The following is a 25,363-nucleotide window of genomic DNA, read 5'->3' as shown; positions in this document are numbered from 1 at the left end:
GTTGTGTGGCAATTTTTGTTTAGTTACGCGTTTTGATGGAGAAGAGAGACATGAGACTGTGCGACCGCGATATAGAAGCCTGGCTGGATAGCGAGAAACTGGTGATTTCCCCACGTCCGCCGCTCGAACGCATCAACGGGGCCACAGTAGATGTCCGTTTGGGCAACCAGTTCCGCGTATTCAGCGGCCATACCGCGCCTTTTATCGATCTCAGCGGGCCGAAAGACGAAGTCAGCGCTGCGTTGGATCGCGTGATGAGCGACGAGATTGTCCTGCCGGAAGGCGAGGCGTTTTTCCTTCATCCCGGCGAGCTGGCCCTGGCGGTGACGTTCGAATCCGTGACGCTGCCGGACGATCTGGTGGGGTGGCTCGATGGCCGTTCTTCTCTGGCGCGCCTCGGGTTGATGGTGCACGTCACTGCGCACCGTATCGATCCGGGCTGGCACGGACGCATCGTGCTGGAATTTTACAACTCCGGCAAGCTGCCGCTGGCGCTGCGGCCGGGCATGCTGATCGGGGCCTTGAGCTTTGAACCGTTGTCCGGCCCGGCGGCCCGGCCATACAACAGCCGGCAGGACGCAAAATATCGCGATCAGCAGGGCGCAGTAGCCAGTCGAATCGACAAGGACTAACGGCGCGGGATGCACCGTCGGTGTGGCGCTGACAAGAGGGTGGCATGAGAAGATTACTGACGACATTGGCGATTTTACTGGTGGTTGTGGTGGCGGGGATGTCCGCGCTGGTACTGCTGGTCAATCCGAATGATTTTCGCGGTTACATGGTCAAAAAGGTCGAGCAGAAGAGCGGCTATCAGCTGACGCTCGAAGGCGACCTGCGCTGGCATATCTGGCCGCAGCTCAGCATTTTGGCCGGGCGCATGACGCTGACCGCGCCGGGCGCGAAAGCGCCGGTAGTGAGCGCGGAAAATATGCGCCTCGATGTCAAACTGTTGCCTCTGCTATCGCATCAGCTGTTTGTGAAACAGGTGATGCTGAAAAACGCCGTCATTCTCCTCACGCCCGATAGCGAAGAGCATTCGCAGATGGATGCCCCGATCGCGCCGGCCGGCACTGGCACAGACGCGGCAGATGCGGCCTGGAAGTTCGATATCGATAATCTGCGGGTCGTGGACAGTCTGCTGATTTGGCAGCGCGCCGACAATGAGCAAATTAATGTCCGGGATATCAATCTCACCCTGCAACAAACGCAGACGCGACAGGCGCAGCTGGAACTTTCCAGCCGGGTCAATCGCGATCAGCGCGACCTGACCTTCAGCATGGCGGCCGATGTCGACTTGCAGCAGTTCCCTCGCCAGATTGGCGCCAAAGTCACCCAGTTCAATTATCAACTGGCGGGTGCGGATATTCCGAACGGCGGTATTCAGGGAGAGGGCAATGCGCAGGTGGTCTATCAGCAGACGCCGGCGCAGATTGCCGTCAGCCAGCTGAGCGTCAGTGCCAATAACAGCCAATTGACCGGCGATATCAGCGCCACGCTGGGGGCGGTGCCCGGCTATGTGGTGAACCTCAATTCGGCTAACCTCGATCTCGATGCGCTCTCCGGCTGGCAATCCAGCACCAATACCGCCGAACAACCCGCCGTGACTTCCGCGCCGGTGATCGCCAGCCAGGTTGACGATCGGCAGCAGAATTTAGAGGCGCTGCGCGATTTCAATGCGCAGTTGAATCTGCAGGCCGCGCAGTTGACCTATCGCGGTATGAACGTCACTCAGTTGGCCGTCGTGGCGGACAACCAACGCGGACTGCTGACGCTGCATAAACTCGCCGGACAATTGGCCGGCGGTGATTTCTCCTTGCCGGGCTCGCTGGACGCGCGCGGCAATAAACCGGTGATCAGCGTGCAGCCGGCGCTGAACCAGGTTGAACTGGGCACGGTGCTCAAAGCCTTCGACATGCCGCAGATGTTGACCGGCAAATTCAGCATGAAAGGGGATTTGACCGGCGATCGCCTCTCTTCACAGTCATTTGAGCGCCGCTGGCGCGGTACGGCGCAGCTGGCGATGCAGGATGCGCAGCTGCATGGCCTGAACATTCAGCAGCTGATCCAGCAGGCTGTGGCGCGCAACGATAACAGCGTGCGCGGGCAAGACAGCTATCAGCGTTATACCGAGGTCAAAAACGTCTCGGCGCAGGCCAGTCTGAATCAGGGCACGATCAAGCTCAGCGGTCTGACGGCGGATTCTCCTTTGCTGGCGCTGACCGGCGCCGGCAGCATCGATATGCCGGGCAAACAGTGCGATATGGCGCTTAACGTGCGCGTCACCGGCGGATGGCAAGGGCGCGGCGAGCTGATCGAGCAACTGCAAAAAACGCCGATCCCGCTGCGGGTCTATGGGCCGTGGCAACAGCTCAACTATCAACTGCAGGTCGATCAGGTGTTGCGTAAAACGCTGCAGGATCGGGCTAAAGATGCGCTGAACAAATGGGCTGAAAAGAACAAGGATTCGCGCGAAGGTCAGGATCTGAAGAAGCTGCTCGACAAGCTGTAATATAACCGATAATGGGCTTTTATCTTCTTTATTGTAAGCCTAAATTATTTTTCGGGGTGGTGGTAAGGGTCCTTGAGGTTATAACCGTAAGGGCCCTGTCCACTGAATACCTCAGTTTGCTTACCAGCAGTAGGCATCAAAGCCTAGCGATATTTTTAATCTATTAGGCTGTTTGATGTTAAACCTTAATAATGATGCAGTAGATTTCCATTGCTACTGGCTGGCGACGATTCCTCAGGGGAAGTTTCTCTTGATGAATGGGTGCTGGTAACTAGGCTAATTCTTATTTTTAATGGTGTTATTGTTAATTTATTTATGTCGATATAATATTGAATATTATCAACTCTCATTTGTGTAGGTTATATGCGCTATATTAAAGAACTGGAGGGGTTGCGAGGCTGCATGGCCTTGTGGGTTGTATTGGGGCATGCGTTGGCTGCTTTGCCTCTCATTTCACGCAAAATGCCTCCGGCCATACTAAATTCATACGCCGTGGATGTTTTTATTATTCTAAGTGGCTTTGTTATCTTTTTTATGATTAATAATAAAAGGCAAAGCTACGGCGTTTATTTAGCTCAGCGCTTCTTTAGAATATTCCCCGTATATATTTTTGCGTTGACGGCCTCTATCTTATTAATCAATTTTTCCCAAAGCGTCCTAATCAGCTCTCCTGTATCCCCTTCAACGGCGCATCGCCTTGAACTCATTGATGCGTTTCTGCAGCAACCCGTATGGCATAGCCTTGCCCACTACTCGCTGCTTCAGGGGCTGATTCCCGGTTCTGTCTTACAGGATGCGCCATACACTATCATCGGGCAAGCCTGGAGCGTCTCGGTTGAGTGGCAATTTTACCTTATCGCACCATTGCTTTTTATTTTGATAAATGGCATGCAAGAGAAGAAGAATCTGGTTGCATTGGTCGCTATATTTGTCATCTTGATTGCCGGTGGCTTTATATTGTCTGGTGGCTATTTGGGTAATAACTTGTTGGCCTTCTGCATCGGTTTTATCTCATTCTTTTATTATCGGGATATCCAACCCGGTTTATCTAAAGGGAAAAGCCGTGCCATTTTTGTCACTGCATCGATTATCGCGATGTTGATGTTAAAAAAAGATGCGATTCCAGTCGTTATTTGGCTTGTTGCCTTTAACGTGGCGATTTCTAAACAGCAGTATTTCTCTGCCTCCATATTTACTCGAGTTCTTGATAGTAAACCCATTCTGTTCTTGGGCCGGATCTCTTACTCTGTATATATGATTCATATGATTGTTTTGTATTTAGTCCTTTATGAGGCAAAGCAACTCGGGATCGAAGGTTGGCTGAGCTACGTCGTTGTTCCAGGTGCAACCGTAATCATTTCAGTCGTTCTGTCATACATGACATATACAATCATTGAAAAACCTTTTATTGCTTTAGGTAAACGCCTGACAGCAAGCAAAGAGCGTCAGATCTCCTCCGCGCTGACATAACATCGCATTTCTGGATAAGGTTGTCTGCGTGCAGAAAAAAACTATCTTGCCCATCGGGCAAGATAGTGAACGCTACAATTTTTTGTCCCCTTGAGTCATTTCCTACCGTAGCTTGATGAATGTCATGTCCTTTCGTGCGATGTTTAGGCAGAGTCAATCACAAATTCTGCGTTCATGGCAGACTTCTACAACATGATGAAAAAACAGATTGAGGAAACATGATAGAGCTCCTTATTGGCGCCGCAGTCGCGGCGGGCGTGGGCCGTTACATTATCAAGGGATATTCCGCTACCGGCGTCTTGTTGGTGGGAGGGCTGCTGCTGCTCGGCATCAGCGCCCTGATGGGGAAAACGCTGTTGCCGTCCGGCGCCGCCTCAACCGGCTGGCGCGCGACCGACATGATCGAATACGTCAAGATTTTGCTGATGAGCCGCGGCGGCGATCTCGGCATGATGATCATGATGCTGTGCGGCTTTGCCGCCTACATGACGCATATCGGCGCCAACGACGTGGTGGTCAAGCTGGCCTCACGCCCGTTGCAGATGATCAATTCGCCTTATCTGCTGATGGTGGCGGCGTATTTTGTCGCTTGCCTGATGTCGCTGGCGGTCTCTTCCGCCACTGGCCTCGGCGTGCTGCTGATGGCGACGCTGTTCCCGTTGATGGTGAACGTGGGCATCAGCCGCGGCGCGGCGGCTGCCATTTGCGCTTCGCCGGCGGCGATTATTCTGGCGCCGACGTCCGGCGATGTGGTGCTGGCGGCCAAAGCGGCGGAGATGCCGCTGGTGGACTTCGCGTTCAAAACCACGCTGCCTATCTCGATTGCCGCCATTGTCTGCATGGCTGTGGCGCATTTTTTCTGGCAGCGTTATCTCGACAGAAAGAGCAATGAACAGCATCACATCATGGACGTCAGCGAAATCAAAACCCATGCGCCGGGATTTTACGCGATATTGCCGTTTACACCGATCCTCGGCGTGCTGATTTTCGACGGCAAATGGGGACCGGAGCTGCACATCATTACCGTGTTGGTGGGTTGCATACTGTTGGCGGCATTGATTGAGTTCGTGCGCAGTTTCAGCGCGAAACAGGTGTTCAGCGGCCTGGAGGTAGCCTATCGCGGCATGGCGGACGCATTCGCCAGCGTGGTCATGCTGTTGGTGGCCGCCGGGGTCTTCGCGCAAGGGTTGAGCACCGTCGGCTTTATCAGCGGGTTGATCGGGCTGGCGCAGTCGTTCGGCACCGGCGGTTTGATCATGATGTTGGTGCTGGTGGTGATCACCATGCTGGCGGCCATGACCACCGGCTCCGGCAATGCGCCGTTCTATGCGTTTGTCGAACTGATCCCGAAACTGGCGGCGCAAATGGGCGTTAACCCGGCTTATCTGGTGATCCCGATGCTGCAGGCGTCTAACCTCGGCCGCACGCTGTCGCCGGTCTCCGGCGTGGTGGTGGCGGTCTCCGGCATGGCGAAAATCTCACCGTTCGACGTGGTGAAGCGCACTTCGGTGCCGGTGATTGTCGGGCTGGTGGTGGTGATCGTGGCGACGGAGTTGCTGGTTCCCCAGTAAAACCAAGGCCGGGCAATACCCGGCCTCAATGTTAAACCTCGTAGTCCTCCGGTGGGGGAGGCGGGGTGATTTTCACTTTCAGGATACGGTGGCTGTTGACCTCCAACGGCTCGAACAGGTAGTCACCGATCGTGATTTGTTCGCCTTCTTGCGGCACGCGCTGGCTGTGTTCCATCAGCAGCCCCGCCAGCGTGTGGTATTCGCGCTTTTCTTCCAGCGGCATCGGCAGGTACAACACCAGATCTTCCAGCGGCATATAGCCGTTGGCGATCCAGCTGCCGTCCTCGTTTTGCTGAATGTCGTGGCGTGCATCCACCTCTTCGCCGGCCTCCGGTAAGTTGCCGGCGATGGTTTCCATCACGTCCGTCAGGGTGACGATGCCTTCGACGGAACCGAACTCATCGACCACAAAGGCAAAGTGCGTCTGTGCCTGGCGGAATTGCTCAAGGGCGCTCAACAGCGTGAGCTGTTCCGGGAAGATCAACGGTTGGCGTATCAGCGCGCGCAGATCCAGCGGCGCCTGCGCCAGCTGCTGTTTGAGGACGTCGATAGTGTGGATAACGCCCAACGGCTCATCGCTGGCGCTGCTTTCTACCACCACGATGCGCGTGTGTTGATTGCGCTCCAGCAATTGCGTCAGCTTCTCCTGCGGATCGTTCAGCTCAAGGTATTCGACGTCGTGACGCGAGGTCATGATGCTGCTGACCGTGCGCTGCGCCATACCCAGCACGCGTTCGATCATGCGCCGCTCTTGCTGATTGAAGATCTCGCCGTTTTCGCTGTCGCTGTCGGCCAGCAGATTGGCGGAATGACTGTCGACCTCGGCTTCTTCATGTTTGCCGCTCAGCATGCGCAGCACCGCCTCGGCGGTACGCTCGCGCAGCGGCCGCACCTTCGACAGGAAACGACGGCGGTTGAACTGCGCCAGTTGGTTCAATGCTTCGATCATCACCGAGAAGCCGATCGCCGCGTAGAGATAGCCTTTCGGAATGTGGTAGCCGAAGCCTTCCGCCACCAGGCTGAAACCGATCATCAGCAGGAAGCTCAGGCACAGAATGACGATAGTCGGGTGAGCGTTGACGAAGCGCGTCAGCGGTTTGCTGGCCAGCAGCATCAGGCCGATGGCGATACAGACCGCGATCATCATCACCGCCAGGTGGTCGACCATGCCGACCGCGGTGATCACCGAGTCGAGCGAGAAGACGGCATCCAGCACCACGATCTGCGCCACCACCGGCCAGAAGCGCGCGCCTTTGCGTGTGCCATGCTGTTCTTCATCCTTGCCCTCCAGCCGCTCGTTCAGCTCCATGGTGGCTTTGAACAGCAGGAATATCCCGCCTACCAGCATGATCAGATCGCGGCCGCTGAAGGGGTGTTCTGCGACGATGAACATCGGTTTGGTCAGCGTCGCCAGCCACGAGATGGAGGCGAGCAACGCCAGACGCATCACCAGCGCCAGCAACAGACCGACGACACGAGCCTTATCTCTTTGTTGTTTTGGTAGTTTATCCGCCAGAATGGCGATGAAGACAAGGTTGTCTATACCCAGAACGATTTCCAGCACGACCAATGTGGCCAGGCCGGCCCAAATTGTTGGATCAGCGATCCATTCCATACGCCCAATTTCACCTGTAAGTTCTACGGCTTATGCCGCACGGGAATGATGGGCGCTGAGGCGGCAAAATTCAACTCTAATCGAGAGGACGTGGATGAGAGCAGGGGAATGGCTACAAACATCGGCCATCACCTCGTGGCCAAAGGAGGTAAGGGCGGGGAGTAAATATTTACCGTGATGACGTGTGCTCATAAAAGAAACGCCTTATTAAATTTATTTAAATCAAAACATTAAAAAAATTTTCTTAAGCTATGATTCTTATCGGGATGTGGCATGAGTAGTCTTATTCTGAAAACGGCTGACTGGGGGAATCTAAGGCTTGTATCACTTAGACATTAGTATAAGAATCTTAGTCATATAACGGCAGTAACTAGTATTTTTTGGTTATAAAGGCATCGATTTTTTTATTTTTTTGTGAACAGCATTGCAGTTCAAACGAAGAATGAGTGCCGTGTTGCATAAAAATTACTTGTCTCATGCGATGACGTGGGTGGACACGTCGTTAACAGTACTTTGGTAGCTGCAAGCCAAGGGCGGTAGCGTGCCTGATTAAATCCCCTTATTCACGCTGCGCAGATGAATGCAGCGCTACGATGGATTGGAATGAAAATGCAAACAAGACTCAAGGCAGTGATCCCGGTAGCGGGCTTGGGGACCCGTATGTTGCCCGCCACCAAGGCTATCCCTAAAGAAATGTTGCCCGTGGTCGATAAGCCCCTAATCCAGTACATTGTTGCTGAATGTGTAGCGGCGGGGATTAAAGATATCGTATTGGTCACGCATTCGTCGAAAAACGCGATTGAAAATCATTTTGACACTTCTTTCGAGCTGGAAGCAGTGCTCGAAGCTCGCGTGAAACGTCAGCTTCTAAGCGAAATACAAAGCATCTGTCCGCCCGATGTCACTGTGATGCAGGTACGTCAGGGGCAGGCGAAAGGCTTGGGTCATGCGATACTATGCGCCAAGCCAATCGTGGGGGATTCTCCTTTCGTTGTGCTGTTGCCGGATGTTTTACTGGATGATTCTACAGCGAATTTACGTAAAGAAAATCTAGCTAAAATGATCCAACGTTTTGATGATACGGGCTACAGCCAAATCATGGTTGAACCGGTGCCGGAACAAGATGTGTCCAAATACGGTGTAGTAGATTGCTCCGGCGCGATGATTGCTGCGGGTGAAAGCGCGCCGATGACGGCGGTGGTAGAGAAGCCGGCTTGTGAGGATGCGCCTTCCAATCTGGCTGTCGTCGGGCGATATGTGCTTGCCGCCGCTATCTGGCCATTGTTGGAGAAAACCCCTCCTGGCGCAGGGAATGAGATTCAACTGACCGATGCAATCGCGATGTTGATGAATGAGCAAACGGTGGAAGCGTTCCATATGAGCGGCAAGTCTCATGATTGCGGTGACAAGCTTGGCTATATGAAGGCGTTTGTGCAGTATGGTCTGCGTCACAGTTCAGAAGGTGAAAATTTCAGCCGCTGGTTGAAGCAGACGTTGGAAAAGTAACAGGCTGTCGCCACTGCGGCTGAAAGCGATCACTAGATTGAATGGGAGGGCTACTATGACGAAGCTGAAAGCGGTTATTCCTGTTGCCGGATTGGGTATGCGCATGCTGCCGGCGACCAAAGCTATTCCGAAAGAGATGTTGCCTATCGTTGATAAGCCTTTGATTCAATACATTGTCAATGAATGCGTAGCGGCTGGGATTAAAGAGATCATCCTGGTGACGCATTCTTCCAAGAACGCGATTGAAAACCATTTCGATACCTCATTCGAGTTGGAGGCGATGCTGGAGGCTCGCGTGAAGCGGCAACTGCTGGATGAGGTGCAGTCGATAACGCCGAAAGGTGTAACGTTGATGCATATTCGGCAAGGGCAGCCTAAAGGACTGGGGCACGCGGTGCTTTGTGCTAAGCCGTTAATCGGTGACTCACCTTTCGTCGTGCTGCTGCCGGATGTGCTGCTGGATGATGCGAAAGCCGATCTGAAAAAAGAGAATCTGCCGCATCTCATCTCTCGTTTTGAGAAGACGGGGTTGAGTCAGGTTCTGATACAACCCGTGGATGAGCATGTTCTGCGTGATTACTCCGTAGTTGAGTGCCAGAACAATAAGTTGCGGCCTGGCGAATCCTCGCGCATCACTGCCATCATTGAAAAGCCAGGCAGCGATGTGCAATTGAAATCAAACTACTCAGCTGTTGGGCGCTATGTGCTTTCCGCCGATATTTGGCCGATTCTGGAAAAAATCGAACCTGGAGCTTGGGGGCGCATCCAGTTGACTGATGCGATCGCGGAATTGCTTAAGCACCAGGCGGTAGAGGCGTCAGTCTTAGTGGGAGAGTCGTTCAACTGCGGCGAGAAAATGGGCTATTTACGCGCTTTCGTTACGCATGGTCTGCGCCACCCAACGCAGGGTGAGGCATTTCGCGAGTGGGCGAAGAGGTTGGCATTTTAAATTTATCGAACGTTTGGATTTTGGGAAAAGATGAAAATGAGGGGGCATGTGGCATGTATCTTGGCCGTGCTCTCTTTTTTGCCGCACAGTTGTGCAATAATGTCTGCAGGGCATTTTATCTTAGCAGATCCCGTTTCAATGTTAGCTCAATGGGCTCATCTTTTTCATTCGTTTGAGTTATTGGTCGATACATCTCTGCTGAGTGCCATATGGAGCGATTCGTTGGCTAAGACTTAGCATGGCAACCGTTTTACTTTGAAAGTGATGATAATTCGATGGCAAAAAGAAACTTAAAAATGATATCCGCGTTGATATCGATAAGCTTGGTCAGTGGCTGCACAGTTTTTCCTGGTCAGCATCTGAGTACGATGGGAAAAGAGACGGTAAAACAAGAAGATAGTGATTTTAATATCAATGAGATGGTTAATATCTATCCGGTTACTCCCAAGTTGCTGCAAAAGTTGCGTCCTGTCAGTGCTGTAGCACAGTCCAATGCATTACTTGATTCATCGCTGAGATCCTACGAGTATCGGATTGGTGTTGGCGATGTACTGAATGTAACCGTATGGGATCACCCTGAACTGACAACACCTGCTGGCCAATATCGCAGCGCAAGTGATACGGGTAACTGGGTCCAATCGGATGGCACCATTTTCTACCCATACATTGGTAAAGTGCGGGTTGTCGGCAAGACGGCCAGTCAAGTTCGTTCCGAAATTGCAAATCGACTCGCACAGTACATCGAAAGTCCTCAAGTTGACGTAAATATAGCCGCTTTTCGTTCCCAAAAGGCTTATGTAACAGGTGAAGTATCAAAATCGGGTCAGCAAGCGATAACTAACGTGCCTCTGACCGTTCTAGATGCTATCAATGCTGCTGGTGGGCTTACGGAAAATGCTGATTGGCGAAATGTTGTTCTGACCCATAACAACAAAGAACATCGAATCTCACTGCAGAGACTCATGCAAAATGGAGATCTGACGCAAAACCATCTCTTATATCCTGGTGATATTCTCTACATTCCGCGCAATGATAATCTCAAAGTATTTGTCATGGGGGAAGTGAGAGAACCAGCCACGCTTAAGATGGATCGCAGTGGGATGACTTTGACCGAGGCATTAGGCAACGCAGCAGGGCTAAATCCTACAGGATCCGACGCGACTGGCGTATTTGTCATACGTCCACTACATGGTACGGAAGGCAACAAATTAGCGAATATTTATCAATTAAATATGGCGGACGCGACAGCAATGGTTATGGGATCTGAATTCCCCCTTCAGCCATATGATATTGTTTATGTGACAGTTGCTCCAATCGCACGCTGGAACCGCCTCATTGGTCAGTTGGCTCCAACCATTTCGAGCTTCAATGATCTTACTGAAGGTGCTTTGCGAGTCCGTAATTGGCCGTAGGGAACAGATAATGTTTGATTCGATACTAGTCATATGCGTTGGGAATATATGCCGCTCACCCACAGGTGAGCGTCTATTGAAACAATATTTGCCAGAAAAGAAAATCAGTTCTGCGGGTCTAGGTGCTATGGTAGGCAAAGCAGCAGATAGCTCGGCTATCCATATTGCAGAATTGAATGGCCTTTCGCTCGATGGGCATATCGCTCAGCAAATTACTAAAGAGATGTGCCGAGAATATTCTCTGTTATTAGTGATGGAGAAAAAACACATTGATGCTGTTTGCCGAATATCGCCAGAGGTCAGAGGAAAGACCATGTTGTTTGGTCATTGGGCTGGGCAAAGAGAAGTGCCAGACCCTTACGGTAAAAGCAATGAAGCTTTTGAATTCGTTTATAGCCTACTCAATGAGTCTGCCCAAAAATGGGCACAGGCATTAAATCGTTAATTAGAGATTAAAATGACTGAAAAAACAAACAACACGAACAGTAGCAGCGAAGAAATCGACTTGGGGCGATTGTTTGGTACGTTACTAGATCATAGATGGTTAATTATCGGTGTAACCACACTGTTTGCTGTTATAGGAATAGTATATTCCTTATTTGCGACACCGAACTATCAATCTGATGCTTTAGTACAGGTTGAACAAAATGCGGGTAATTCGTTACTCAACGATTTATCACAAATGATTCCCAATAGTCAGCCTGGTTCGTCAACTGAAATAGAACTTATCCAATCGCGAATGGTTCTAGGCAAAACGGTTTCCGATCTTGGTCTGGAAACTGTTGTAGAACAACAGTATTTTCCAATCTTTGGCCGCGGATGGGCAAGATTAATGGGACACGCACCTGCTCAAATTGCTTTGTCTCGTTTTAATATATCAGAAGACATGTTGAGTGTGCCGTTTGAACTGGAAGTAATTGATGATAAGCACTATTCACTCAGCCTTGACGGAACCGAAGTTCTTAAAGGAACAGTTGGGCAGCAAGCAAGCAGAGGCTCAGTATCGCTTCTTGTCAGTGACTTGATCGCTGCTCCGGGCACTAAATTCAAAATCGTCAAGCAACCAATTTTAGTGGCAATAAATAGCTTATTGGATTCTTTTTCTGTTGCAGATAAAGGAAAAGATACAGGCGTCTTGGAGTTGAGCTTGATTGGTGAGGATCCGGTCGCTGTAAGAAAAACGCTTGATAGTATTGCCCGAAACTACCTACTTCAGAATGTGGAACGAAAATCTGAAGAAGCCGCGAAAAGCTTGGATTTCTTAAAAGAGCAATTGCCTGATGTGCGAGGTGCTCTTGATACAGCTGAGGATAAATTAAATCAATATCGTCAGATGAATGACTCTGTAGATTTATCTCTAGAGGCAAAATCTGTATTGGACACGATAGTTTCTGTTGAGTCTCAATTGAATGAGTTGACGTTCAAAGAGGCGGAAATATCCAAGTTGTATACAAAGGAACACCCTGCGTATAAAGCATTAATGGAGAAGAGAGCGACTCTTCAAAAAGAGCGTGATAAGTTAAATAAACGTGTCAGTGCAATGCCAAAAACACAGCAAGATATTCTTCGCCTGACCCGGGATGTCCAGGCTGGCCAAGAGATATTCATGCAGTTGCTTAATAAGCAGCAGGAGCTAAGCATTACTAAGGCTAGTACTGTAGGCAATGTACGAATTGTAGACCCCGCAGTAACTCAACCGAAGCCGGTTAAACCGAAAAAAACACTTATAGTAATTTTGGCCACCTTTATTGGCGGTTTGTTGTCTGTTGGTATCGTGTTAATGAAGGCGATGCTGCACAGAGGCATTGAAACTCCAGATCAACTGGAACAAGAAGGAATCAATGTCTATGCAAGTGTTCCTCTCTCTGAATGGCAACAGAAAAAAGATAGGGAGAGCTTGCTGACTAAACGCATCAAAAGTAACACTCGTTCAGAAGCACTGCTTGCGGTAGGAAATCCGGCTGATCTTGCGATTGAAGCGATCAGAAGTCTTAGAACCAGCCTACATTTCGCAATGTTGGAGTCAAAGAACAATGTGTTGATGATCTCTGGTGCTAGCCCAAACATCGGTAAAACGTTCGTTAGCACTAACTTGGCTGCGGTAATCGCCCAAGCAGGGCAGCGAGTGCTCATTATTGATGCGGATATGCGAAAAGGCTATTCACACAGTTTGCTGAATACTACTTGGAAGAACGGGCTTTCAGATATATTGTCACAACAAACGACTATCGAGAATGCTGTTCGTAAAACGGAAATCAGTGGGCTTGACTTTATTCCACGCGGTCAGATCCCGCCGAATCCGTCAGAATTGTTGATGTCCGAGCGTTTGGGGGAATTCCTTAAATGGGCGTCAGATAATTACGATATGGTTCTGGTTGATACACCTCCTATTCTTGCAGTAACTGATGCAGCAATTGTTGGACGTCATGCAGGGACTGCGTTGATGATCGCGCGCTTTGGTATGAATACTGTGAAAGAAATTGAAGTGAGTATTAGACGTTTCGACCAAAACGGGATTGATATTAAAGGTATTATATTAAACGCCGTAGAGAAAAGGGCCAGTAGCTATTACGGTGGTTATGGCTATTATCAATACGAATATAAGTCGTCAGAAAAAGCATAACTCTATAAGTCTCAAGGCCATGCGGCCTTGAGACTTCAACTGTTTTTTTTTACTGACTTTTTACCGCATGGACAGTCAATAAAAAAAGATAGTGCAAATCCTTTCAAATTACGCATCAAGCATGAGCGAAATAGTACGCATGAAGATAATGATTGTTAACACACTTTATTCTCCGTATAAAATCGGCGGCGCAGAAGTTTCAGTTCAGCTTTTAGCTGAAGAGCTTGTGATGATGGGTAATGAAGTTCGAGTAATATGCATACATCAAGAGGAAAATAGAAAGGAAGCTATCATTAATGGTGTGAAAGTGGTTTATCTACCATTAAAAAACATTTATTGGCCATATGGTAGCAATCAAAATCAAAACAAAGTAAGAAAGCTAATTTGGCATTTGATTGATAATTATAATATTGGCATGGCGAAACTATTTCGGAATGAGCTTATTAATTTTTCCCCTGAGGTTGTTCACACGAACAATTTAAGTGGCTTCTCGGTTTCTATCTGGAATGAGATAAAAAAAAGGAAAATAAAATTAGTACACACGGCACGTGACTACTATCTTTTTCATCCTGGTTCAACACTATATGTGAAAGAAAGCAATATTAAAGCCAGCTCGATGAATGTTAAAGCATGGTCATTTTTAAAAAGATTTCAGAGCAAGAACATTGATAGCTTTGTTGGCATTAGCGATTACATTCGGGATTTTCATTCGCAAAATGGTTTTTTTAAAAATGCAATAAAGGAAACGATTTATAATTCAGTTGAAGTTGATTTATGCTATCGATCTCAGCCAGAAAAAAATGTTGTGGTAGGATTTATAGGGCGGTTAACTGAAGACAAAGGATTTAATAAATTCTGTGACATTGCGGAAGAGTTTAGCGGAAAGGATGAAGTCAAATTCATTGCAGCAGGTCGCTTTAATTCAGATAACTCTGGAAGAAAGCTTGAGGGCAGAGCGAAACAAGCCAATATTAATGTTCTCGGATTTGTCCCTGTAACAACGTTTTTGGAGCAAGTCGACTTTGTGGTTCTTCCGATAAAATGGCAAGAACCATTTGGACGCGCTGTCGTAGAATGTGCAATGTCGGGAAAGATTGTACTCACTAACTTAGTTGGTGGGATAAGTGAGTTGGAAAGAATGTTGCCTAATATACACGACCTTGATAAGGCAAATATTAATAATATCTTTTGCCTAAAACCGAGAGATTTTAGTGAGTCGGAAAAGTCTATTTTTAATAAACGTAGGATCGCACAGGCTTATTTTAATATCTATCAGAAGTAAAAATGCTGATAATTTAATTCTATAATAAAGATGTATAAGTTATTTGGAGAAGTATATGGCAGGGTTGATTTTTATTGACTCAATAGTCTTTTTTATCTTTATAGCTATTGCGATGCTAATTCTCTTTTACTTCAAAAAGAGTGAAAAAATTAGCAAATCATTTTTGCTATTGCTGATATTTTATGTTGCATGTTCATACTCATCATATAATATGATGGTGAAGCCGATTCATGACTACAACATGGCGATCGCTCGAACATTCATCTTTCACTTCAAGGTGATCGGCCCTCTGGCACCATTAGATATTATTTTTTTGCTAACATTGATGCTGATTGTGCTGAAAAAAGCACTACAAAGAAACGCATTGACCTTCCGATTGGACATTGATACTTCATTTTTTATTAAGTTTATACTTGTCCAAGGCGTAGTCATCGTTACTATCTCAACATTGGCATTCTTGCTTCATAGCTATGGTGGTGGTAAAGGGCAGCTTACTGATCAACTATTATATTTCAGAGGGATCATCTATTTCTTTGTTGTTGCTTATTTATTTCAGAATGCTGTTGGTGATTTTAAGCGACTGGGGTTTTATAAGTTATTTTCTTTGTTCTTAATTCTTGATTTGATCAACGTGATCTCAGGATTTATATCGACACTGATATATAAAGACTATGTTTGGTCTCGTTATGGTATCAACGTAAGTATTATCGACCAAGACGATGTGTATAATTTCTTAACGATGTATGCACTGCTAACCGTTTCGTTTATTTTTACCAGACCACTAAAAAGAATATATATATATATAGCAATTATCGGTATTGGTTTTTTAATGTATGCAAATATATATAAGTACATTTTTATGCTGGCAGCCTTATTCTTCTTCTATGACACGTTTGTAAATGCGATGAAGGGGCGAGTTGCTGTCTTTAAAATTATGTTTGCGGCTATATCTATCGTCCTCTTAGCATCAACAATAGCAATGTTATCGACAAGTAAATCAATGAACACCCGATCGGGTCAGATAACGGACTATTGGGAATATACAGGAAGTCACTTCCCCGCTTCTATTATCGGTATTGGTCATGGTGGTCAGTTCTATTCTCCGACTGAAACTGATGATGATGGAGAGGTGAAGGCCATCTTAAAAGAGAGTAGTTTGGCGAATTATAAAAGGAATATACAAACCCCTGTGGTATCGTTCATTAAAACTGTAGGGCCGCTTGGAACGATTATTGTTCTTGCCTTCTTGGCGTATGGTTTGTGCAAAATAACATTAATTAATATAAGACTACCTTTCAATCCTCTCTATAACGCAATATTCTTTAATTTAATTTGGATGATGACAGTATCAGTTGGTTTCTTCCAGTCGGGACCATTTGTTATTCTGACGATAGCGAAACTTCTGATATTTGTTACTGCTATAAAACAGTCAGCAAGAGATGAAGAATCACGAAAGTATATTTTTTAATGATTCTTTTAGTAACATCCAATAGGATTAGTAGGATGTTAGAAATGAGTGGCTTGTGAGAGGTTTTTTATGATTTATATTAATGCTAGATTTCTAACGCAAGATTTAACAGGTGTGCAGCGTTTTGCAGAGTCTATCTCTATCTCGCTGAGTAAGATTCGCAACGATCTGGTTTTTGTTTCGCCTGATAATATAAAAAGAAAGGATGTCGCTGAACAGTTAAATGTTAAAGTAGTTGGTAACCATACTGGACATTACTGGGAGCAAATTGAACTACCTGGTTTTCTAAAATCCAACGATAATCCATTGTTGGTGAACTTAGGCAATACATCACCTGTTCGCTATAATAATAAAATATCGACATTGCATGATATAACTTATAAAAAATACCCCAAAAGCTACTCCCTGAAATTCAGACTACTGTACGATATAATTATACCCAGGGTTTTGAAAACTAGTTCAGCACTCATTACGGTAAGTGATTTCTCTAAAAAAGAAATTTCGAACTTTTACCATTACCCGGAAAAAGATATTCACGTTATTTACAATGCTTCTAGTGAGGTCTTTAAAAAAACAAGTGCATTTGATGAACAGTCTTTTTTCATGGCGGTATCGTCAAATAATTATCACAAAAATTTCCATGGATTAATTAGTGCATTTGAGAAGATATCAGAAAACTCGAATGTTAAGTTGAAAATAATCGGTGGAACTAACAGTAGTTTTGCTACCTCAAACTTATCATCTGACTTGTTAAAATCTGGTCGAATCGAACTTTTGGGGCGGGTTTCAGATGACGAGTTAGTTGCGCTTTATAATTCAGCCTTGGCTTTTATATTTCCATCATTTTACGAGGGGTTTGGTATACCTCCTTTAGAAGCGCAAGCTTGTGCTTGTCCGGTAGTTTCATCGAACCAAGCCTCCATGCCTGAAGTATTGCAGGATAGTGCACTTTTCTTTGATCCTTGGGATGAGGCAACATTTGTTCAAGCTCTCGATAGAATTGTACAAGACCAAGCATTGAGAGAGAGTTTGATAAATAAAGGTTCTGACAACGTAAAGCGGTTTTCTTGGGACATATCAGCTAATAAACTGAATCAACTTATTAATTCTCTTAACTCTTAACAAGGCACAGTAAGTATAATGGGAAAGTTATTATCCAATCTCATTTATTTAATCTTTGAGAAGTTCTCTACTACGCTCATTTTGCTCATTTCCAATGTGGTTATTATCCGGTATTTGGGAGTGGAGGACTTTGGTAGACTTGCTATCTTTCAGCTATATTATGCTCTGGCTGTAACGGTTTCAGAGTTTGGTATTAGGCGAGTGTATTCCTCGCTCAAAGATCCTGCACGAGAAGCGCTGATATTCTCTCAGGCATTTTACATAAAAATTGCCAGCTCCCTTTTTTTTCTCTCTTTTGCTGCAATATTCTTATACTATAACAACTATGATGTGATTTTTTATGGTTTGCTAATTGCTTTTATCGCATCTCCATTTGAAATATTCACTTATCATTTTGAAGCTAATTTAAAAAATCAGATCTTAGTTAAAGTTAGACTTACTGTGTCTCTTGCTTTGGCTTTGCTCCGGATTGCAATCTGTTTTAGCGGGCCGGGCAATTTTATTTACCTTCTTTTTACTTATGCATTTAGTAATCTTTTAATAAACATCATTTGTGTTTTTTTGACTAAAAAGCATAAAATGAAGATTACAAAGGTACGCAGCGCGGCATCACGTGGAATAATAAGAAAGCATCTTTTTAGTCGTTCTTTATTTTTTTGGATGTCGGTAGTCGTAGTCCAATTAAACATGAGGACTGATCAGTTTATGTTATCTATTATGGCCGGGACGGCAAGTGTTGGTATTTACGCGGGCGCTTATAAACTGGTTGAGCAGCTATTATCAATTCCATCGTTGCTGGCTGGTGTGTTTCTGCCTTACATCAGTAAAAATAAAGAGATTGATAAAGAGAGTTATTTAGAGAAGCTATATCTCTATGGTATGTTGATTAGCATCCCTATGAGTGTCTTTCTTGCTATAATTTCGCCCATTCTGATCCCGTTTTTGCTAGGCGATGCGTTTAAAGAGTCAATAGCCGTTTTTTCTATGTTAATGCTGGCACTCCCGGTTCTGGTGATTGTTAATCTCAGTGGTTTGTATTATAGCGTCTTCAAGTTGGAACGCTTTGCTATTGTAAGAAATCTATTTGGCTTGGCATTAAGCTTAATTCTTAATGCTGCGCTTATCCCCACCTTGGGTGCGTTTGGCGCGTCGATATCAGTTTTCCTCAGCTACCTTTTTGTTGGTTACTTTGTCGAATGGCTGCTCCCAGCGACTAGACGAAATGCAGAAATAAAAGCTCGTGCATTGATTTTATTGTTCTCATACCACACATATCTGGAATTGTATTCATATGTTAAATTTAAGTTTTTCAAAAAATGATAAAATGCGCAAGCGTGTTTTTTGGTGGGAACCAAAAGATGGTATTCCTAATGCCGGCGATCATTTGGCTAAGGTAATTGTTGAGCAAATGCTTATCCTCCAAGATAAAGAAATTATGGATAAGAAAAGTTCATCTAATAAACTCTTATCAATTGGTTCCGTCATGCATTTTGCCAACCAGGGCGATTGCGTTTGGGGGACCGGTGTTAATGGAAAAATACCTCTAGATAAGTTAAATTTTTCTCGCTTGGATGTTCGTGCAGTTCGTGGACCCAAGACGCGTAAAGTTCTGCAAGACAAAGGGATCGATGTACCTGAGGTTTATGGAGACCCTGCGCTTTTATTACCTAGCATTTTTAGCAAGAAAATTTTAGAAGATGCACGTTTACAGAGAGAGGTTCTTGTCATTCCTCACATGAATGAAGATATGGGGAAATACGAAAAATATAGACATATGTTATGCTCGCCAAGGCAGGGGGCGTTAAACTTCACTCGTAGAATTGTAAATAGTTCATTCGTCATCTCTAGTTCTTTACATGGCGTTATCATTGCAGAAGCATACGGAATACCTGCTATTTTCCTCGATGGTGAAAGTGGTGAATCAATGTTTAAATACGATGACTACTATCAAGGAACTGGACGGGATTACTATCCAGTGGCCAAAAGTGTTGATGAAGCATTCAAGCTTAAACACGCAGAACCTATAGATATGAATAGCCTTGTGCCAAAGCTCTTCCAAGCGTTTCCATATGACCTTTGGGATGTGACTGAATCATGATTGGGTATATGTGATTATATGAGAATTTTATATTACCCTAAAAATAATGGCGTCAATGAATACAGTAACAGATTTAAAATCCTCCTGTCTAAATTTGGCAGTATCGAAGGGCATACATCAAAAGAGCTATTGCTGAGTCTTGCAAAGTTTAAATTTAGAAAGTTTGATTATGCTTTTGTTAATTGGCTCGAGTCTGGGTTAATTAATAAAAAGGGAAGAATTAGCTTCTATTGTCTCACTAAGTGTTACCTCAAAACGTGGCTATTTAAACTTGTTTCGAGGAGGGTTGTTTATGTGAGGCATAATTTTTATCCGCATGCTGCAGTTGAGTCTGATATTAAACGTGCCAGACAGTATACAGATTTTCTGGAGTCTTTATATGATTCAGTTATCATGCACTCTCCGGTGGCTAGTCAGGATAATAAACGTTATATCCCTCATCCTTTGTATCAATCCGTTATTCCGGTCGTGGCTGTTGAACCACCATTACTTTCTTATGTTTTTTTTGGAAGAATCACGAAATATAAGAAGCTGGATCAGCTTATCGCTGCTGTGCCCAAAAATGTTAAACTAACGATTGCTGGAAGTTGCGATGACACTGAGTACTTAAGTTATTTAACTGGAATAGCCGGAGATAACATTGATATTCGTGCTGGCTTCCTAAGTGATAATGAGGCTCATTTGCTCATTAATAATTCCCAGGGACTTATTATCGCCCATGCTGATAGTGACATGATTGTCAGCGGGAGTTTTTTCTATTCACTCAGTGCTGGTGTAAGAGTTATAAGCGTTGAAAGCGATTTTCTTTTATGGGCAGAAAAGGAATTAGGTCACGATGTTATCGTTTGTTTTAAAGATATCGCATCATTGGGTGAGGGGCTTAGTGCGCTGAAACCAAGAGTTCACTTCGATGGGAAATTAAATGAAGTCATTAGTATGAACTTTAGCGATGAAACCATCTGCAATGCATTGAAAAATAAAATTTTTGATTGACTAAGGCTATATGTTACGCGAGGAAATAATGCTAAATGATAAAATAAGCGTTGGAATTGTAGCTGATTGGTTAGTGACTTTTGCTGGTGCCGAGAAGGTGATAAAAGAGTTTCTTGAGCTCTATCCTGAAGCAGAACTGTATTCTATTATCGATTTTTTATCTGATAAAACCAGAATGGATGCGTTTAAAAACAAGCGTGCTAAGACTAGTTTTATTCAAAAAATGCCAAAGGCAAGATCTAAATATCAAAACTATCTTCCCCTGATGCCTCTTGCTGTTGAACAATTAGATGTTAGTCACCATGACGTTATCCTTTCAAGTAGCCATGCTGTCGCGAAGGGAGTGCTGACCGGACCTGACCAGCTTCACATAAGCTATGTACATTCTCCGATAAGATATGCATGGGATCTGCAACATCAATATTTGAAAGAGTCAGGGTTGAATCGTGGTTTTAAAGGCAGTCTTGCGAAATATATCTTACATAAAATGCGTATGTGGGATTACAGAACTGTAAATGGAGTAGATCATTTCGTCGCCAATTCACAGTTTATCGCACGGAGAATAAAAAAGGTTTATGGACGTGATGCTGATGTCATTTATCCTCCGGTAGATGTTCAGCGCTATGAACTGGTCGATAATAAAGATGATTACTATGTTACGGCATCCCGTTTGGTACCATATAAAAAGGTTGATTTAGTCGTCGAAGCATTTGCTCATATGCCAACAAAAAAGTTAGTTGTTATTGGTGATGGTTCCGAAATGGAGAAAATAAAAAAAGTCGCCGGAAAAAATACAAATATTGAGATATTAGGCTATCAAAGCGATGAGGCTATGAAAAATTTGATGGCAAAAGCGAAAGCTTTTGTTTTTGCTGCTGAAGAAGATTTTGGAATTACTCCTGTTGAAGCACAAGCTTGCGGTACACCCGTGATCGCTTTTGGTAAAGGGGGATCCCTCGAAACTGTGCGACCCTATGGCGAATCTTCTGCGACAGGTATTCATTTCCCACAACAATCCGTTGACTCACTGATTGTAGCGATTGAAAAATTTGATGTAATAAGTGAATCAATCAGTCCATTAGATTGTCGAACTCATGCTGAGAAATTTTCTACTGCAAGGTTTAGAAAAGAGATCGATGCGTACGTTTCGAATAAATGGCAAGACTTCTCAGAGAAAAAACGCATACAATATTAATTACTTTAATGTTTCTGCTTCTATTATTTCTGGTGAATTCAATGCTGTTTATTTTGAATTAAACTGTATCAGACGAGATGATTCAATGGGTACTAAAAAAAATGTAAGTGGCTTTGTTTCAAAGTTCGCTTTAGCTATATCTGATCTTATTATTTTCAATGCGTCATTTTATCTCTCTTGCATTGTGATTTATTTTATTTTTGGAGGGATTGAGCAATTCCTACCACAAACTGAATTTGCCACAAGGGCGTTAGCTCAATTTATACTGTCATTGCTCTGTGTCTTATGGTTTTGGACGCGGTTGCGGCATTATACGTATCGGAAACCATTTTGGTTTGAACTTAAAGAAGTGATTAGAACATTGATCATTTTCTCTGTCCTTGACTTGGCCCTTGTAGCATTTTCGAAATGGGATTTTTCCAGATATATTTGGCTTTTTTCTTGGGTGATGATCATAACTCTTCTGCCTTTAAGCAGAGCATTTACAAAGCGGCTTCTTAACAAATTTGGTATCTGGAAAAAAGATACCGTTATTATAGGCACTGGTCGAAATGCTAAAGAAGCATTTGTCGCACTGCAAAGCGAAGAGGTCTTAGGATTCCAGGTGTCTGCATTTGTATGTACTAGTGAGCCTTGTGATGATACTTTTCTTGGGGTTCCTGTAATTGCGACACAGAAGCAACTTTGGGAAAGAATAGATACGGATAATACACAATTTATCATTGCCCTTGAGTTCGAACAGCATGCAGAAAGAGATTATTGGTTAAAAGAGCTTGCCAAGCATAATTGCCGTTCTATTTCTGTAATACCGACACTGCGTGGTGTTCCTCTTTATGGTACAGATATGTCATTTATCTTCAGCCATGAAGTCATGATTCTGCGTGTCAGTAATAATTTGGCAAAAAGATCATCGAGATTGATTAAGCGCACTTTCGATATATTTGGCTCATTAGCTATATTAATTCTTCTTTCTCCTGTTCTTTTAATTTTGGCATATAAAATTTCTCGCGATGGCGGTAGTCCTATTTATGGTCATGAGCGTGTTGGTCATAATGGAAAGAAATTCAAATGTTTGAAATTTAGGTCTATGGTTCTAAATTCTAAAGAGGTATTGGAAGAGATATTGAGGACGAACGAGGATGCTCGTAAAGAGTGGGCAACTGACTTTAAACTGAAAAATGATCCGAGAATAACAAAGATTGGTTCATTCATTCGGAAAACGAGTTTGGATGAATTACCTCAACTTTGGAATGTTCTCATTGGTGAGATGAGCCTGGTGGGACCTAGGCCCGTTGTTGAAGAGGAACTTTGTCGCTATGCCGGTGATGTTGATTACTATTTGATGGCTAAGCCTGGTATGACCGGCTTGTGGCAGGTCAGTGGTCGAAATGATATAGACTATGATACGCGTGTCTACTTTGATGCCTGGTATGTAAAAAACTGGGCGCTTTGGAATGATATCGCAATTCTTTTTAAAACTATAGGCGTGGTGTTGAAAAGAGACGGCGCGTATTGAAGCGATGACTGAGGGGGAAGTATGAATAGACGAGAGCTTGTTGGCAAGTTTTTGGTAGGTGCTGCTGGACTTTATTCATTTAAAGCTAGTGCAGAACCATTACCAAAAGCAAATCAAGTTGAGTTTGTCAGAGACTCTGTAATGGGAGGGGTTAAAACTATCGAGGGACAAGTTACTTTAAGTCCAGAAATGTTTCTTCCTAAACAAGCTGACAAAGCGAATACTGAGTCAAGTGGTGTGGTATCTGATTACTATACTGCCTTTTCTTTAATGTTTTCTAAGGCCCATGAGCTTTCAGAAAACAACATTGTCAATATTAATATTGAAAAAGAATACCGACTTTCTCGTGCATCATTTGAACTTCCTTCTAATTGCCATATTTTCGGCCATGGATTAATTTACTTGGATTCAGACTCCGATACGGAGTACTTTTTTCGTGCTGTAGAGCGGCGTAATTTTTCTATCAGAGATGTAATCTTAAGTTCCTCAAAGGTGGAGAAGTTATGGAGTAAGTCTGCGAGTGGTGTTTTGATCGAGCGCTGTACTGGGTTCTCATTGTCTAATTTGGATATAAGTTTTAGAACAGATGCAATTGCCATCACTAGCAGCCATTCTTTCAGAGTCATGCACTGCACTTTGCATGATTTAGGAGAAGAGGGGATAGTAGTACGTTCTAGCTCTCGGTGGATGATATTTGATAACCATATTTATAACCACAATGGTGACGGTATTCTTTTGAAAACCGGCAGCCGGGATTCTAGAGATGGTAAAGTTATATATAACCGCGTTCATGGCGGTGCCGATCGTTATGGGCTTAAAGGAACCAATGGCGGTGGGATAACATTAAATGACGAGGTAAAGGGGTCTTCAACTTATTTCCATAATTTGTTAGTGCAAGGGAATACAGTCGAGAATACCTCTTACGGTATTTCTTTTACAAATATAGAAAACCTGAAGGTTGTGGATAATAATATTACGGCAGTGCAAAGATTTGGCATTGTTATAGATAATGCAGTTTATAATAACCCTCAGAGGCATTCTAGCAATAAAACTCTGATTTCAGGAAATTCTGTTCAATATACCCAGCAGGCGGGGATTTCATTTAGTTCACAAAATGGTGTTGATGTAGAGAATACTATTATCTCTCAAAACTTTGTATCTGATTGCGCATTGTCTGAAAAAGCCGATTTCCCTGGCATTTCAGCTAATCATGCAACGATATCAAACAATCGAGTCTCTCGGTGCAGAACCCTTCTGAGCGCAAGAGATTGCGTCATTGAAGGTAATTTTTTTTCTGATAGTTTGAAGTCGAAATCAGGCAAGGATTCTGCTGTGTTGAAAATAGGGGGTGGGACGACTTTCTCAGGAAATGTAGTTTCTGAAAAAAACATGGGGCATATTATGCTGGGTGATGTGTCTGGCAGTATATTTTCCGGAAACAGAATAAGTACCGCCTCAGGTTTTGCTGTTTTTTACTCGGAGGTCAATCTTACGGACACGGTTCTTTTCAAGGACAATATAATAAATAATGACTCTGCTATTGTTTTCAAATTAAACCCGACTTCATTAAGTTACCTTTCTTGCGATCATGAATCTTTGGGGTATAAAACCACGTACTTTGGTCTCCCAAAAAAAGGAAAGTTTAAACGAGGTGATAGAGCGATTAATAAAAATGTTTATCCGGGTATGCCTTGTGAATGGGTATGCACTAAGGAAGGGAATCCAGGAGAGTGGCAGATTGATAAATTCCTCGATCTTGTTGTAAAGACAGAAGTATATAAGGTTTCAGTCGCTGTAGGTTCCTCAGGCGAGCTGACGGTGCGAGATGATCGGATAAAGGAGGGGTTTCTTGTTGTCTCTGTTACTCCCGCACTCGGTGTACCAGGTGTGATTTATTCAGCTATCGTTCAGAAGGCAGGTCAGGCTATTATCAATATTGTAAATGTTGGGAAGGAAACCGCATCTATCAATACTGCCTTTATTTTGACCATTAATAGCGGTTACTGATTTGCAGGCTATTACCTAATCCATTCT

19 protein-coding genes are annotated in these 25,363 nt (G+C 44.6%); 18 read left to right on the top strand and 1 reads right to left on the bottom strand.

Features of this window, described 5'->3' with window-relative positions; all coding sequences use genetic code 11:
* The first annotated feature begins 50 nt into the window (after positions 1 to 50).
* The 4 genes from dcd to dcuC all read left to right on the top strand — a co-directional run bounded on the left by dcd (position 51) and on the right by dcuC (position 5,550).
* Entirely contained in the window at positions 51 to 632 is a 582-nt protein-coding gene (gene dcd / locus J0X03_RS15965) for a dCTP deaminase (protein ID WP_019454407.1), read from the top strand.
* A gap of 44 nt (positions 633 to 676) precedes the next feature.
* Positions 677 to 2,509, top strand: coding sequence for an outer membrane assembly protein AsmA (gene asmA, locus J0X03_RS15960; RefSeq protein ID WP_046686709.1), 1,833 nt, complete (start codon positions 677 to 679; stop codon positions 2,507 to 2,509).
* Positions 2,510 to 2,872: 363 nt separating this feature from the next.
* On the top strand, positions 2,873 to 3,979 hold the full coding sequence (locus J0X03_RS15955) for an acyltransferase family protein (protein ID WP_047572126.1): 1,107 nt from the start codon (positions 2,873 to 2,875) through the stop codon (positions 3,977 to 3,979).
* A 218-nt stretch (positions 3,980 to 4,197) separates the two neighbouring features.
* Entirely contained in the window at positions 4,198 to 5,550 is a 1,353-nt protein-coding gene (gene dcuC / locus J0X03_RS15950; RefSeq protein WP_033642456.1) for an anaerobic C4-dicarboxylate transporter DcuC, read from the top strand.
* A gap of 31 nt (positions 5,551 to 5,581) precedes the next feature.
* Here dcuC and J0X03_RS15945 read toward each other — a convergent pair whose 3' ends face one another.
* Positions 5,582 to 7,165 carry a TerC family protein gene (locus J0X03_RS15945; protein ID WP_046686711.1) on the bottom strand — a complete coding sequence of 528 codons (1,584 nt, stop codon included), beginning with the start codon at positions 7,163 to 7,165 and terminating at the stop codon, positions 5,582 to 5,584.
* Positions 7,166 to 7,774: 609 nt separating this feature from the next.
* On the opposite strand from J0X03_RS15945, the gene galU reads away from it, so the two are divergent.
* From galU to J0X03_RS15875, 14 genes are all read left to right on the top strand, one after another.
* Complete coding sequence (gene galU / locus J0X03_RS15940) at positions 7,775 to 8,671, top strand: UTP--glucose-1-phosphate uridylyltransferase GalU (RefSeq protein WP_047575284.1); 897 nt, start codon at positions 7,775 to 7,777, stop codon at positions 8,669 to 8,671.
* A gap of 55 nt (positions 8,672 to 8,726) precedes the next feature.
* On the top strand, positions 8,727 to 9,620 hold the full coding sequence (locus J0X03_RS15935) for a sugar phosphate nucleotidyltransferase (RefSeq protein WP_047572124.1): 894 nt from the start codon (positions 8,727 to 8,729) through the stop codon (positions 9,618 to 9,620).
* Between the two features lie 275 nt (positions 9,621 to 9,895).
* The gene (locus J0X03_RS15930) at positions 9,896 to 11,032 is read left to right on the top strand and encodes a polysaccharide export protein (protein ID WP_072022481.1); all 1,137 of its coding nucleotides are present in this window, start codon (positions 9,896 to 9,898) and stop codon (positions 11,030 to 11,032) included.
* Positions 11,033 to 11,042: 10 nt separating this feature from the next.
* Positions 11,043 to 11,477: an arsenate reductase/protein-tyrosine-phosphatase family protein gene (locus J0X03_RS15925; protein WP_072022480.1), complete on the top strand. Its 435-nt coding sequence runs from the start codon at positions 11,043 to 11,045 to the stop codon at positions 11,475 to 11,477.
* 12 nt (positions 11,478 to 11,489) lie between these two features.
* The gene (wzc, locus tag J0X03_RS15920) at positions 11,490 to 13,655 is read left to right on the top strand and encodes a tyrosine-protein kinase Wzc (protein ID WP_047572122.1); all 2,166 of its coding nucleotides are present in this window, start codon (positions 11,490 to 11,492) and stop codon (positions 13,653 to 13,655) included.
* A 121-nt stretch (positions 13,656 to 13,776) separates the two neighbouring features.
* Positions 13,777 to 14,937, top strand: coding sequence for a glycosyltransferase family 4 protein (locus tag J0X03_RS15915; protein WP_226772984.1), 1,161 nt, complete (start codon positions 13,777 to 13,779; stop codon positions 14,935 to 14,937).
* Between the two features lie 55 nt (positions 14,938 to 14,992).
* Complete coding sequence (locus tag J0X03_RS15910) at positions 14,993 to 16,405, top strand: hypothetical protein (RefSeq protein ID WP_047572118.1); 1,413 nt, start codon at positions 14,993 to 14,995, stop codon at positions 16,403 to 16,405.
* Between the two features lie 69 nt (positions 16,406 to 16,474).
* A complete protein-coding gene (locus tag J0X03_RS15905) occupies positions 16,475 to 17,527 on the top strand; it encodes a glycosyltransferase family 4 protein (protein WP_072022479.1) in 1,053 nt (350 codons plus the stop codon).
* Positions 17,528 to 17,545: 18 nt separating this feature from the next.
* Positions 17,546 to 18,847, top strand: a complete 1,302-nt coding sequence (locus tag J0X03_RS15900) for an oligosaccharide flippase family protein (protein ID WP_069100908.1) — start codon at positions 17,546 to 17,548, stop codon at positions 18,845 to 18,847.
* A complete protein-coding gene (locus J0X03_RS15895; protein ID WP_103101096.1) occupies positions 18,819 to 19,625 on the top strand; it encodes a polysaccharide pyruvyl transferase family protein in 807 nt (268 codons plus the stop codon). Before J0X03_RS15900 ends, J0X03_RS15895 begins: the two co-directional genes overlap by 29 nt.
* 18 nt (positions 19,626 to 19,643) lie before the next feature.
* Positions 19,644 to 20,618 carry a glycosyltransferase family protein gene (locus J0X03_RS15890; protein WP_069100907.1) on the top strand — a complete coding sequence of 325 codons (975 nt, stop codon included), beginning with the start codon at positions 19,644 to 19,646 and terminating at the stop codon, positions 20,616 to 20,618.
* A gap of 28 nt (positions 20,619 to 20,646) precedes the next feature.
* Positions 20,647 to 21,813 carry a glycosyltransferase family 4 protein gene (locus tag J0X03_RS15885; protein ID WP_047575279.1) on the top strand — a complete coding sequence of 389 codons (1,167 nt, stop codon included), beginning with the start codon at positions 20,647 to 20,649 and terminating at the stop codon, positions 21,811 to 21,813.
* 85 nt (positions 21,814 to 21,898) lie between these two features.
* Positions 21,899 to 23,329, top strand: coding sequence for an undecaprenyl-phosphate galactose phosphotransferase WbaP (wbaP, locus tag J0X03_RS15880; RefSeq protein ID WP_047572113.1), 1,431 nt, complete (start codon positions 21,899 to 21,901; stop codon positions 23,327 to 23,329).
* A gap of 21 nt (positions 23,330 to 23,350) precedes the next feature.
* Positions 23,351 to 25,336, top strand: a complete 1,986-nt coding sequence (locus J0X03_RS15875) for a right-handed parallel beta-helix repeat-containing protein (RefSeq protein WP_080301884.1) — start codon at positions 23,351 to 23,353, stop codon at positions 25,334 to 25,336.
* Positions 25,337 to 25,363: the final 27 nt, after the last annotated feature.

This window comes from Serratia ureilytica, assembly GCF_017309605.1.
GTDB lineage: Bacteria > Pseudomonadota > Gammaproteobacteria > Enterobacterales > Enterobacteriaceae > Serratia > Serratia ureilytica.
Note: the sequence above shows the minus strand (reverse complement) of the source record. Positions and strands in the feature narration are given on the sequence as shown.